The 11996-nt window shown below is 64.5% G+C and carries 15 protein-coding genes; 6 read left to right on the forward strand and 9 right to left on the reverse strand.

The annotated features are described in order from the left end of the window. Positions 1–26 precede the first annotated feature (26 nt). Positions 27–1319, forward strand: a complete 1293-nt coding sequence (locus AB5Y81_RS01385) for a hypothetical protein (protein ID WP_279484856.1) — start codon at positions 27–29, stop codon at positions 1317–1319. A gap of 80 nt (positions 1320–1399) precedes the next feature. Here the strand turns inward: AB5Y81_RS01385 and AB5Y81_RS01390 are convergent, their stop codons facing one another. From AB5Y81_RS01390 to AB5Y81_RS01410, 5 genes are all read right to left on the reverse strand, one after another. Beyond that, entirely contained in the window at positions 1400–1831 is a 432-nt protein-coding gene (locus AB5Y81_RS01390) for a carboxymuconolactone decarboxylase family protein (protein WP_094696245.1), read from the reverse strand. Then, complete coding sequence (locus AB5Y81_RS01395) at positions 1828–2469, reverse strand: FMN-dependent NADH-azoreductase (protein WP_279484855.1); 642 nt, start codon at positions 2467–2469, stop codon at positions 1828–1830. Before AB5Y81_RS01395 ends, AB5Y81_RS01390 begins: the two co-directional genes overlap by 4 nt. Further along, positions 2466–2900 (reverse strand): GNAT family N-acetyltransferase, encoded by a 435-nt coding sequence (locus AB5Y81_RS01400; RefSeq protein WP_279484854.1) that lies wholly within the window; start codon positions 2898–2900, stop codon positions 2466–2468. Before AB5Y81_RS01400 ends, AB5Y81_RS01395 begins: the two co-directional genes overlap by 4 nt. 126 nt (positions 2901–3026) lie before the next feature. Further along, the gene (locus AB5Y81_RS01405) at positions 3027–4274 is read right to left on the reverse strand and encodes a DEAD/DEAH box helicase (protein WP_368146515.1); all 1248 of its coding nucleotides are present in this window, start codon (positions 4272–4274) and stop codon (positions 3027–3029) included. A gap of 102 nt (positions 4275–4376) precedes the next feature. Continuing rightward, positions 4377–5246, reverse strand: coding sequence for a LysR family transcriptional regulator (locus AB5Y81_RS01410; RefSeq protein WP_017764057.1), 870 nt, complete (start codon positions 5244–5246; stop codon positions 4377–4379). A gap of 219 nt (positions 5247–5465) precedes the next feature. Between AB5Y81_RS01410 and AB5Y81_RS01415 the strand changes: the two genes are divergently transcribed. After that, positions 5466–6698 (forward strand): MFS transporter, encoded by a 1233-nt coding sequence (locus tag AB5Y81_RS01415; protein WP_279484853.1) that lies wholly within the window; start codon positions 5466–5468, stop codon positions 6696–6698. Between the two features lie 6 nt (positions 6699–6704). Here the strand turns inward: AB5Y81_RS01415 and AB5Y81_RS01420 are convergent, their stop codons facing one another. Next, the gene (locus AB5Y81_RS01420) at positions 6705–6854 is read right to left on the reverse strand and encodes a hypothetical protein (protein WP_157737159.1); all 150 of its coding nucleotides are present in this window, start codon (positions 6852–6854) and stop codon (positions 6705–6707) included. Further along, complete coding sequence (locus tag AB5Y81_RS01425) at positions 6809–7264, reverse strand: hypothetical protein (RefSeq protein WP_010635074.1); 456 nt, start codon at positions 7262–7264, stop codon at positions 6809–6811. The genes AB5Y81_RS01420 and AB5Y81_RS01425 overlap by 46 nt, the downstream gene beginning before the upstream one ends. A gap of 170 nt (positions 7265–7434) precedes the next feature. On the opposite strand from AB5Y81_RS01425, the gene AB5Y81_RS01430 reads away from it, so the two are divergent. Then, positions 7435–8343 carry an S-adenosyl-l-methionine hydroxide adenosyltransferase family protein gene (locus tag AB5Y81_RS01430; RefSeq protein ID WP_017783810.1) on the forward strand — a complete coding sequence of 303 codons (909 nt, stop codon included), beginning with the start codon at positions 7435–7437 and terminating at the stop codon, positions 8341–8343. A gap of 69 nt (positions 8344–8412) precedes the next feature. Here AB5Y81_RS01430 and AB5Y81_RS01435 read toward each other — a convergent pair whose 3' ends face one another. Continuing rightward, a complete protein-coding gene (locus AB5Y81_RS01435) occupies positions 8413–8706 on the reverse strand; it encodes a hypothetical protein (RefSeq protein ID WP_017788713.1) in 294 nt (97 codons plus the stop codon). A gap of 145 nt (positions 8707–8851) precedes the next feature. Further along, a complete protein-coding gene (locus AB5Y81_RS01440) occupies positions 8852–9412 on the reverse strand; it encodes a carbonic anhydrase (RefSeq protein ID WP_005309014.1) in 561 nt (186 codons plus the stop codon). A 230-nt stretch (positions 9413–9642) separates the two neighbouring features. Between AB5Y81_RS01440 and AB5Y81_RS01445 the strand changes: the two genes are divergently transcribed. From AB5Y81_RS01445 to AB5Y81_RS01455, 3 genes are all read left to right on the forward strand, one after another. Continuing rightward, on the forward strand, positions 9643–10290 hold the full coding sequence (locus tag AB5Y81_RS01445; protein WP_017781081.1) for a ribonuclease: 648 nt from the start codon (positions 9643–9645) through the stop codon (positions 10288–10290). A 68-nt stretch (positions 10291–10358) separates the two neighbouring features. Then, a complete protein-coding gene (locus AB5Y81_RS01450) occupies positions 10359–10643 on the forward strand; it encodes a Pathogenicity locus (protein ID WP_017781082.1) in 285 nt (94 codons plus the stop codon). After that, on the forward strand, positions 10640–11698 hold the full coding sequence (locus AB5Y81_RS01455; protein WP_279484852.1) for a nitronate monooxygenase: 1059 nt from the start codon (positions 10640–10642) through the stop codon (positions 11696–11698). The genes AB5Y81_RS01450 and AB5Y81_RS01455 overlap by 4 nt, the downstream gene beginning before the upstream one ends. The last annotated feature ends 298 nt before the right edge of the window (positions 11699–11996 follow it).

Raw genomic sequence — 11996 nt, forward strand, 5'->3', positions numbered from 1 at the left:
TTCATGCAGTTAGCGGGCCTTTCGTGATGCACGCAATTCAAGACGAACAACCCGATTCACTTGGCCGCCTCAAGCAGGCTTTCATCACCGGCATGTGGGCGTCCCTTGCCAGCATTATCATCGGCTTTGCCTTCAAGGTGTGGCTGGCGCAGTGGGTGGCCAAGGGGGATCTGGCGCTGTTCAACAGCGTGGTGGATTTGATCTCGCTGTCCCTCATCCTGATGACCGGCTTTCGCTCCTCCATGGTGGTGAGTTACTCCCAGACCAAAAATGATCGGGACATCATCAATATCTTCCGCTACTTTCTCATCGGCATGGTGCTGCTCACCTGGGGGCTGGTGATCCCCTATATCAAGCACGGGCTCCATATCCGGGCCGAATATATGCAACTGGTGGGGGTCATCTTCGGGCTGGGGCTCAAGGTCTACTTCACCAATTTGGTGGCCATGTACCGGATGTACGGGATCTCCAACCGGGTCACCTGGCTGGAGCCGCTGGCCAACGGTCTGCTGTTTATGGCCTGTTATTTCGCACTTGGTCTGGATGCGCTCTCTTCGCTCTTCTACGGGCTGACCTTCTCCTCGCTCGCCATCGCCGGCTACATGTATCTGCACCGGCGTAGGGCCATCGCCACCCGGCCGCTGGCCAGGGTCGAGCTTGGCCCCGAGATGCGCAGCTATGTGAAGAAGAGCTTTACCGCGTCCCTCGAGGCGGGGGCCAGCATCCTGATGATCTACATCACGGTACTGCTCACCATTCGCCACTTCAGCCTCGACGAGCTGGGGGATTTTCAGGTGGTGGTGCGCCCTATTTTTACCTACATGACCACCCTGTTCGTTTTCCCCATCTACCGCTTCGTGCTGCCTGAGCTGGCGGTCAATCTGCGCAGTGGCGATCACCGCCAGATCCGCCTGATCCGGCGCTGGATCTTCCGCCTCAGTGCCATCGTCAGCCTGGTGTTCTTTCTGGTGATGCTGCTGGCGGGCAAGCCGCTGGTGTCGCTGCTGTTCCCGGCCGACTATCTGGGGGCCGTGCCGGTGCTGCTGCACTTCTCCCTCTTCTTCATCTTTATGATGCTCAATGGCTACCAGCTCGCCTATATCAAGGCCCACGGCCACTTTACCCAGAGCCTGCTGATCCGGGCGGTGGGCATAGTGGCGCTGGTGGCGGCCTACTACCTGGTGGCCCGCTTCACCACCAACGTGGTGGCCATTATTGTGGCGCTGGGCCTCGGTTATCTGGTGATGTTCGTGCTCTCCACCCTGGCCGAGCAGCGCATCCTGCGGGCCCTGCCACCTGTGCTGGCCAGCCAAGGGTAGCCGCCGGCCAGCCAATAAAAAACGCCCGCTTGGGCGCTTTTTATTGGGTCGCGAATACCGGCTAAGCGCCGCCTGCGGGGTTACAGCAGCATGCCAACGGCCAGCCGGTTGAAGGCATTCATCAGGGCGGCCGCCAGGGTCAGGTCCGAGATCTCGCGATCGGAAAAGTGGGACTTGAGCGGTGCGTAGCGCTCGTCCGGTGCGCCTGCCTCATGGACATAAGTGAGCGTCTCGGCCCAGGCCAGGGCGGCGCGCTCGCGCTCGCTGAACAGGTCGCTGACCCGCCATCCCGCCAGACAATCGAGTTTTTGCTGCGACACCTCGCACTCGCGCAGCGCCTTGGCGTGCATCCCTAGGCAGAAGGCGCAGCCGTTGATCTGCGAGATGCGCAGATAGACCAGCTCCAGCAAGGGGGCGCCGAGGGGGCCTGCGGCCAGGGCGTCGCTGGTGGCGCGCAGCCCTTGATAGGCCTCGGCTGACAGGGTGGAAAAGGGAAGTCTTGGCTGAGTCATGGCAGTACTCCAAGGTGGTGTGGATTGGCAAGCTGGCTAAACAGGGGCTGCTGCGCCAGCAGCGCGCGGTTGGTGTCGATGGTCTGGCGCACTGCCTCGTCACCGAACACCAGCCCCTGCAGATAGAAGAAATGGATGTTGAACAGCCCCAGGGTGTTGAGCGCGTGGCGCAGGTAGGGGGTCAGGAAATCGGGTTGCCCGGCTCGCGGGCCCTGATGAAAGCCGCCCGATCCCACCAGGACGTAGACGGGACGGTCGGCCAGCAGCCCCAGCTTGCCCTCGGCACTCGACTGGAAGGTGCGATGGATGCGCAGCACATAGTCAATCCACAGCTTGAGGGCGGCCGGCAGGGTGAAGTTGTGCAGCGGGGTGGCGATGAGCAGGGCATCGCTCTGCTCCAGCTCCCGGATCAGCGTCTCGGAGAGGGCCAGCTCGGGGGCGTCAAAGGGGGTGGCCGTGGTCAGCGCCTGCACATAGGCCTGGCTCAGGGCCGGCAGGGGGTCAGTGCCAACAGGGCGTTCGACCAGCGCGAGGGCCGGGTGCGCTTGCCGCAGACAGGCCACCAGATCCAGCGCCAACCGGTTGGCATGAGAGGCAGCTCCCTGGGCGCTGGCATTGATCAGCAGTATCTGGTTCATGGGCGCAGATCCTCGCAAAAGTGCATCCCGCGCGAGAGCAACCCGCAGCGAAAGTAGAAACGCTGGGCCAGCGCATTGTGCAGGCCGGTATCGAGCACCAGGTGATCGCACCCCAGCCGCAGGGCTTCGGCGCGCACGGCGTCCAGAAGCTGCGCCCCCAGGCCGCTGCGCTGCAGGTCGGGACTGACGACGAGGTCGTCGATATAGACAAAGCGCCCGTAGATGAGGTTTTCCTGCAGGCGATAGCCGGCCAGGCCGACGATGCGTTCGGTGTCCCGTGCACCCAGCAGGTGATAGCCTTGTTGTGCCTGCCTGGTGAGCTGCGCCACATAGCGCTCCGGGCAGCTGAGGTGGGGGCGCAGCTGCTGCATCAGGGCGAAGCTGGCGGCAAAGGCCACTTCGTCGTCGAGGGGGTGGAGAGTGTGTGCCACATCTGGTGTCCATGCTGGGGTGATGAGGCACTGTATGCCCGTCATGGACCCGCTCACAGGGCCAAAAACGGTGTAAATGAGTAGGCCATGTGGCCATGCGGAGGGAGCCTGGGCTCCCTCACTGGATCAGCGGCGGGCCTTGCTCTTGTTGCCAGCGAGCGCCTGCTTTCGGGCGCGCTGCTTTTGGGCCGCCTTGCTGCTGCGGCGTGGCTCGGGCTCGAAGCGGGTGAGATCCGGCTCAAAGCCCGGGAACCACTGCTGGGGCAAACGGGTGTCGAGCACCGCCTCCACCTTCTCCAGCAGCGGCGCATCTTCCGGGCTGAAGAGTGTGATGGCGAGCCCCTTGTTGCCGGCGCGACCGGTGCGACCGATGCGGTGCACGTAATCCTCCGCCACAAACGGGAATTCCATATTGATCACGTAGTTGAGATCCGTGATATCGAGGCCGCGGGCCGCTACATCGGTGGCCACCAGTGCCTGCAGGGTGCCGGCGCGAAACTCCAGCAGCACCTTCTCCCGCGCCCCTTGTGACAGATCACCGTGGAAGGCCAGCGCATTGATACCGGTCTTGCCGAGCTGCTGGGCCAGCTTGTCGGCCCCCTGGCGGGTGCGGCTGAAGATCAGCGCCGGCGCCCAGCCCTTTACCTTCAACATGTGCTCGACCAGCGCCAGCTTGCGATCGCCATCCACGGTATAGACCCGCTGCTCCACCTCGGCCGCCGTGGTGTTGCGTGGGGCCACTTCAATCAGCGCCGGGTCGCGCAGCAGCACTTTGCTCAAGGCAAACAGGTTGTCATCGCAGGTGGCCGAAAAGAGCAGGGTCTGACGATCCGCCGGGATTTGCTTCAGCAGCGCCTTGATCTCGTCCATAAAGCCCATGTCGAGCATGCGGTCCGCCTCGTCAAACACCAGATGGCGCAGCGCCGCCAGACTTAAGGCCCCTTGCCGCAGGTGGTCGAGCAGCCGGCCCGGGGTAGCGATCAGGATATCCACCCCGGCTTTCAACGCCTCCACCTGTGCGGCTATGCTCACCCCGCCGTAGACCAGCGTGCTGGTGAGGTCGGTACCCTTGGCGTAGCGCGTGACGCTCTCATGCACCTGCACCGCCAGCTCGCGGGTCGGCACCAGCACCAGGGCGCGGATGGGGCGGGGGGCATCGCTCGTCGGGTGTTGCAGCAACTGCTCCAGCAGCGGCAGCACGAAGGCGGCGGTCTTGCCGGTGCCGGTCTGGGCACCCGCCATCAGATCGCGCCCCGCCAGAATGAGCGGGATGGCGCTGGCCTGCACCGGGGTCGGCGCGATGTAGCCAAGCTCGGTCAGGGTCTGCTGCAGGCGGGGGGAGAGCGCCAGATCGGCGAAGGAGGCAATGGACATAAGGGTACCCGTCGGGATGGGCGCGGCCACGCCGCGCTGGAAACAGTCTTGATGGCCGGCATGGTAACAGATGCGGGGCCGCGGGCAGAAGGCGCAGCCGGCTCAGCGGCAGTGAAACACCTCTTCCAGTGCGTCCACCACGGCGCGCACCCGGCTGGCTTTTTGCAGGTCGGGGTGGAGCACCAGCCAGATGTCGACCGGATCGCACAGGGTGGGCAGCACGCGCACCAGTTCCGGCTCCTTGTCCGCCAGAAAGGTGGAGAGCAGGGCGATGCCGAGCCCCTGGCGAGCCGCCGCCAGCAACAGCAGCTGGGCGTTGCACTGCAGCACCACGTTGGGCTCGTGCAGCGGCTCCCCGCACAGGCTGTGCCAGTGGCGGGAGACCAGCTCCCTGGCAAACAGCAGCAGGGCGTGCTGGCTGAGGGCGTGGCCGCTCTTGGGCGTGCCGTGGCGGGCCAGATAGTCGCGAGAGGCATAGAGCCCCATCTCTATGGTGGTGAGGCGCTTGATCACCAGCTCGTCGTTGTCCGGGCGCAGCCCGCGGATGGCGAGATCAGCCTCCCGGTAGGCGATGTCGCTGACGCTGACCGCGGTCTGCAGGCTGAGCCGGATGCCGGGGTGGCGCTCGCGCAGCAGGGTGAGGGCGGGCAGCACGAAGGCCTGGGCCAGGGTATCGGTGGTGGCGATGCGAACCTCGCCGCACAGGCTCTGATCGCCGGCGCTCGCCTTGCGTTCGATGGCCTTGATGGCCTGCTCCATGGCGCTGGCATCCGCCAGCATGGCCTCGCCGAGGGGGCTGAGATCATAGAGCTTGGGGGTGCGGATAAAGAGCTTGGAGCCGAGGTTCTGCTCCAGCGCCGTGATGCGGCGTCCCACGGTGGCCTGATCGACCCCCAGTACGCCGGCGGCGCCGCGCAGGGTACCCTGCCGTGCCAGTGCCAGAAAAAACCGCGCGTCGTCCCAGTTGATCATCGAGCCTCCCGTTTGTCAGCCCCTGTTGGAGCTTGCTCATTAGAAGCCAGCGCCGGCGGGAGCACAAGGCAAGAGTGCCCTTGTCGACATGCAGATAGATGCCACTGACATGCATTATTGAAGCAGGCTGATGCATTTGTGTCGCTGTCGAGGGGCGGCGGCGGGCGCTATCATGGCGCCTCTCGTCAGCGGCCTTGCCCGCCCTCATCGGAGCCTTGCATGTCATCATCTCTTTGTGCCGCCGCCCCCTCTGCGGCGGCTACCTCCCATCGCGCCATCCTGCTGTTTCTGCCGCTGGCGCTGATGTCGGCGCTGCTCAACAGCAGCGTGCCCACTCCCCTCTATCCCCACTATCAGCAGGCGCTGGCCCTGAGCGATGTCAGCCTCACCCTCATCTATGGCGGCTATGCGGGCGGGGTGCTGATCTCCCTGTTCGGGGTGGGCAATCTGGCGGGCAGGGTGAGCGATCTGCGCGCCATGATCCTGCCAGCCCTGCTGGCGGTACTGGGGGGGGCCCTGCTGTTTGCTCTCGCGGACTCCTTCTGGTCGCTATTGCTGGCGCGGGTGCTGGCCGGGATCGGCACCGGCGCCCTGACCGGCGCCGCCAACGTGGCTCTGCTGCGCTTTGGCCCGCGCGATGGCGGCAAGCGGGCCGCCCTCAGTGCGACCCTCTCCTTCACCGCCGGGCTGGCGCTCGGCCCGGTGTTCAGCGGGTTGGCGCTGCAGCTGGAGTTCTATCCGACCCAACTGCCCTTCCTGCTCATCATGGGGCTGGCGGCCTGCGCCATGGCGGGAGTGGCATTGAGCTGGCCCGCCCGTGCGCAAGGGGCGCCGGCTGCGGCAACGCAGCAGGGCAGGGGAGCGCTGGGGGAGGGGCTCAAGGTCACCGGGGCGGCTTTCTTCATCTGTGCACTGGCGCTGTTTACCGCCTGGGCGGTGGCGGCCAGCCTGCTGGCCATCGGCCCCAAGGTGGCCAGCCAGCTGCTGGGGCTGCGGGATCTTGGCCTGTTCGGCTATCTCATCGCGGCCTACATGGTGCTCTCCGGCCTGTGCCAGCTCTGGGCCCGTCGGCTCGATGCCCGTCACACCCTGCAAAGCGGCGCCCTGGCGCTGGCGATCTGCATGCTGCTGTTTGCCGGTGCCGTGCATGCCCAGTCGTGGTGGCTGGCGGTGGTCGGTTTGCTGGTGGCCGGTTACGCCCAGGGGGCGGTGTTCGTCGGCAGTGCGACCCTGGTCAACCGCATCGCGCCGGCTGCCAGCCACGCCCGGCTGGTGTCGCTCTTCTACGTGATCGCCTATGTGGCGAACTGGGTGCCTGTGTTGCTGGGCTGGGTCAGCGACGGGGCCGGCGTGCAGGCGGCGGTGGATCTGCTCACCGTCGGCAGCGTGCTGATCAGCCTGGGGCTGGCCTGGGCGGCCTGGCGCACCCGCTTCGAGCCGGCTGCCGGCTAGCGTGACTCAGTCGGCCAGCACCACCCGCTCGGCCGACAGATGGTGCATCCATTCGCGCAGGATCAAGAGGGCGGCGGCAAAGCGCCGGGTCTTGGGCAGGTTAGTGTGGCTCAGTCGGCCAGCACTACTCGCTCGGCTGACAGATGGTGCATCCATTCACGCAGGATCAAGAGGGCAGCGGCAAAGCGCCGGGTCTTGGGCAGATTGGCTGCGGCCAGCGGGTCACCCTCCACCATGGCGGCAAACTGGCCGAACAGCTGCTCCAGGCTCTCCCGGCTCAGTTCACGACTGCCGAGCACCTCGGCCAGCGGCAGCGGCGCCTGCAGGGTCACCACCTCATGGGGCGGTACCTCGGCGGCCAGCGGCATCAGCACGTCCTCCACCACCATGATGGCCTGCTCCAACTCCAGCGCGCTCGGCGGATCTCGGCGAAACGGGCCCGGCGTCATGGCTTCGAGGCCGAAGCCCAAGTCGCGGGTGAAGCGGGTGCCGTCGGCCCGGGTCAGCTGCAGCTGGCTGCTGTGCTCCCCCAGGCTGAGCAGGATGGCGGTCTGGTTGTGGGTCATGGGATCTCCTTGTAGCGGTCGCGACTCAGCCCTATCCATACACCCGCCGCGACCTGCTGGCGAGGGCTTTCGGCGCCCCCCATCCGGGGAATACGGCTTGCAATATGTGGTATCGATGGCATTCTGGATGTCTAGATGGTTATTTTGTCGTTGCCTTCAGGAGTTCAGATATGGATATTCGTACCGCCCCGCGCGCGCTTGCGCTCGCCCTGTTGCTGGCCAGCGGCCTGGCCACCGCCAACGAGGCGCTGGTGATCCAGACCGACTTTGGTCTCAAGGATGGTGCCGTCTCGGCCATGAAGGGGGTCGCCTTCGGGGTGGACCGCACCCTGCCGCTCTATGACCTGACCCACGAGATCCCGGCCTACAACATCTGGGAAGCCTCCTACCGCCTCTACCAGACTCTGCAGTACTGGCCCAAGGGGACCGTGTTCGTCAGCGTTGTGGATCCGGGGGTCGGCACCGATCGCAAGTCGGTGGTGCTCAAGACCAAGAGCGGCCACTACATCGTCAGCCCGGACAACGGCACCCTGACCCTGGTGGCGGAGCACTTCGGCATCGATACCGTGCGCCAGATCGACGAGAAGACCAACCGCCTCAAGGGCTCCGAGAAGTCCTACACCTTCCACGGCCGCGACGTCTACGCCTACACCGGCGCCCGGCTCGCTTCCGGTGCCATCAGCTATGAGCAAGTAGGGCCCAAGCTGCCGGCCGAGGTGGTGAAGATCCCCTATCAGCCGGCAGTGGCCGAGCAGGATGGCACCCTCAAGGGCACCATTCCGATCCTGGACGTGCAGTACGGCAACGTCTGGACCAACATCGACGACAGCCTGCTGACCAAGGCGGGGATCAACAAGGGCGACAACGCCTGCATCAAGATCAGCGAAGGGGATGCACTGAAGTACGAGGGCAAGGCCCCCTATGTCAGCAGTTTTGGCGATGTGCCGGAAGGCCAGCCGCTGGTCTACCTCAACAGCCTGCTGCAGGTGTCGGTGGCACTGAACATGGACAGCTTCGCCGCCCAACATCAGGTGCAATCCGGCGCCAACTGGCATATCAGTCTGAAGAAGTGCTCATAAGCACTGGCCTGCACCAACAATGACAAGGGCGCTGCGGCGCCCTTTTCATTACCGGTCCAGCTGTGGGCCTTACTGCCCCTTGAGTGGTGCGGCGGCGGGTTGGAGCCGGATGGGCTGGGGCGGCAGCTCGCGGACGCTTACCACCACCTCATAGCGTTTGTCGGCTTCGGCCGGCGGAATGTTCTTGAACAGCGCCTGGGCGGTGGCCTGGGGATCCTGGCCCAGCTTGCTGGCGTGATAGAGGGGAGCGGGCAACGCCGGCGGGCGCGCGTCGGGACGACCGGCTGGCGAGGCTGGCAGCTCGCAGGCCTGAACCGACAGGCTGGCAAGTAGCAGGGTAAGTGCGAGGGGGTAACGTGACATGGGGATGGCTCCATCCAGGGAAGATGGCCCATCAAACGCCAGGCCGGCCGCCATCTCAATGGCTTTTACGCTCCCTTTTCACCCTCTTTACAGTCATGACAACGGGCGCCTGGGCGCCCGTTGTGGATCCTGGCAACCGCGGGACTCAGAACTCGTTGGAGAGCGCCTTGTACCCTTTGACCAGATCGATGTTGGTGTGGGCCACGTCCTCGGAGAACTCGGCGGCATCCACCGAGACCCGCGGGATATGGTCCAGATCGCTCTGCTGGTTGATGCGGGTGGTGGAGGGGACGTAGAACTCCGGCGGCAGATCGCAGCCGTCCACCACCGAGTTGTGGCGTACCACGGCGCCGTCACCTATGTGGCAGTTGAACAGCACGCTGTTGAAGCCGATGAACACCCGGTTGCCCACTTCGCACGGCCCGTGGACTATGCTGCGGTGGGCGATGGAGGTGTACTCGCCGATGGTAACCGCAGCGCCGGACTTGGAGTGGATGACGACCCCGTCCTGAATGTTGGAGTTGGCGCCGATGACGATGGGCTCCATGTCGCCGCTGGCATCCACCTCGTCGGCGCGGATCACCGCATAGGGGCCGACAAACACGTTCTCCTTGATGATCACCTTGCCACAGATGATGGCTGTTTTGTCGATATAGGCTGACTCGTCGATGACCGGCAGATGGCCGGAGGGATTCTTGCGGATCATGTTACATCCTGTTGAAGAGGAAAGCGGACGGGAAACAGGCCGGACGTGCGGGCCCGCCGGAGAGTCAGCTTACGCCTCGGTGCCGGGAGGGGAAACCCTTTACTGGTCTGACCCCGACATTGGCCGGCGCCTCGGCAGGGTGTTCCCTTTGGGCAAAATATGGGAGCATGGCCGTTCCCGAGGGCGAAACGGCCCGCTCGACACTATTTGCATAACCCTGGATATCCAAGATGAAGAAGATTGTTGTGCTGCTCGGCATGCTGCTGGCCCCCTGGTTCTCCTCTGCCGTTCAGGCCAAAGGGGAGGCCGGCGAGTTTGATTATTACGCCATGGCGCTCTCCTGGTCACCGGAGCACTGCGCCATCAAGCCGGCCGACCGGGACCAATGTTCCCGTCAGCTGGGATTCGTGCTGCACGGGCTCTGGCCCCAGTACCAGCGCGGCTACCCGAGCAGTTGTACCCGCGAGCGGCTGGATCCGGCGATGGAGCAGGAGTTTGCCGGCCTCTATCCCAGCCGCTTTCTCTATCGCCATGAGTGGGAGAAGCACGGCACCTGTTCCGGCCTGAGCCAGCGCGATTTTCATCAGCTGGCCAGCGACCTGCGCCAGAAAGTGAAGATCCCGGCCGCCTATCAGTCTCCCGCCGAGCCGCTGCGCAAGAGCCGCTTCCAGCTCAAGGCGGATCTGGCCAGTGCCAACGACTGGCTGGCCCCGGACAACATCACGGTGGCCTGCGCCGACGGTGGCCGCTTCCTGCGGGAGGTCTATATCTGCCTCAACAAGGAGGGGACCGATGCCGTCACCTGTTCCGACGAGATGCAAAAGCGCGAGTTGCGCTCCTGCGGTCAGCCGGACTTCCTGCTGCGCAGCGTACGTTGACCACTTGTCTTCATCAGGCCCCTCGCGGGCCTGATGTGCAATGAGGGTATGGGAAAGGAGTCTTATCAATGAAGAGCAAGCAAGGATTTTCGGGTGAAGAGCGGGCGCTGTTGCTCGGCGTGAAAGGGGTGGGGCCCACCGTCATCGGGCGGCTTGAACAGCTTGGCTACCACACTCTGGCGCAATTGGCCGCGGCCGACACCGGCCATATCGTGCAACTGGTGGCCAGCATGCTGGGCTCGACCTGCTGGCAGAACAGTCCGCAGGCCCGTGCGGCCATCGATGGGGCCATCGCGCTGGCGCGCAGCCAGGTCGGCGGCGTCACTCCCGAGCGGCAAGAGGCGACATCATGACGCTGTTTGCCAAACTTGGGCTGCGCTATCCCATCATTCAGGCCCCCATGGCCGGTGTGCAGGACAGCGCGCTGGCCCTGGCCGTGACCCGGGCCGGCGCTCTGGGCTCATTGCCCGCGGCCATGCTGAGCCTCGCCACCTTGCGCGAAGAGCTGACCCGGCTGGCGGCGAGCGGGGGCCCATTCAACATCAACTTCTTCTGCCACCGGCAGGAGGCGCCGGATCCCGCCGCCCAGGCCCGCTGGTTGCAGCGGCTGGCGCCCTACTATGATGAATACGGCGTGCGCGACACTGCCGGCACGGTAGCTCCCAGTCGGGCTCCGTTCAATGCCGAGCATGCCGCCATGGTGGCCGAGTTCAAACCGGTCGTGGTCAGTTTCCACTTCGGGCTGCCCGAGCCCGAATTGCTGGCCCGGGTGAAAACTAGCGGGGCCAAGATATTGGCCAGCGCCACCACGGTCGCAGAAGCCCACTGGCTCGCCGACCATGGCGCCGATGCCATCATTGCCCAGGGGCTGGAGGCCGGCGGCCATCGCGGCCATTTCCTCGAGGACGATCTCAGCCTGCAGCAGGGCACCTTTACCCTGTTGCCACAAATAGTCGAGGCGGTGAGGCTGCCGGTCATCGCCGCCGGCGGCATTGTCGATGGTGTCGGCATTCGCGCCGCACTGGCGCTGGGGGCCAGCGCAGTGCAGATGGGCACCTCTTTTCTCTGTTGCCATGAAGCCACCACCTCAGTCTTGCATCGGGCGGCGCTGCACTCGCCAGCAGGGCGACACACGGCGCTGACCAACCTGTTCAGTGGTCGCCCGGCCCGCGGCATCGTCAATCGCCTGATGCGAGAGTTGGGCCCGCTGTCCGAAGCCGTGCCTGCCTTTCCTCATGCCAGTGGCGCCCTGGCCGCACTGCGCAGTGCGGCCGAACAGCGGGGAGATGCAGGGTGCTCGCCGCTCTGGGCTGGCCAGAATGTCTCCGGTTGCCGTGACTGGCCGGCTGCCGAGCTGATCTCGCTTTGGGTAAAAGAAGCAGGGTTGGCTGACGTTATGCCTATATAGGAAGCCAAAGCAAGCGCTGGTTCGGGTGGGAGGTCAGAAAAGAGGGGGGGGAAGAAGACTCGGATCCCCTGTTTTACTCGCCATCTGTGGATAAATTTGTATAAAAGCTGTGTTTTGATATGAATAACTAAAAAAGTGCGCTTTTTTGCAATTTTATTGCATTCGACCCCTTGCCAGCGTGATCAATCTCTCTATAATGCGCCCCATCGACACGGCAAGCGGCAACGCAAACAGCCGGGTCGGTAGCCTCGAAAAGCCTTTGAAAATAAGGCTTGACTCGAGAAGGCGGTTGAGTAGA

The sequence above is a fragment of the Aeromonas sp. s2 genome (genome assembly GCF_040907935.1).
Lineage (GTDB): Bacteria > Pseudomonadota > Gammaproteobacteria > Enterobacterales > Aeromonadaceae > Aeromonas > Aeromonas dhakensis.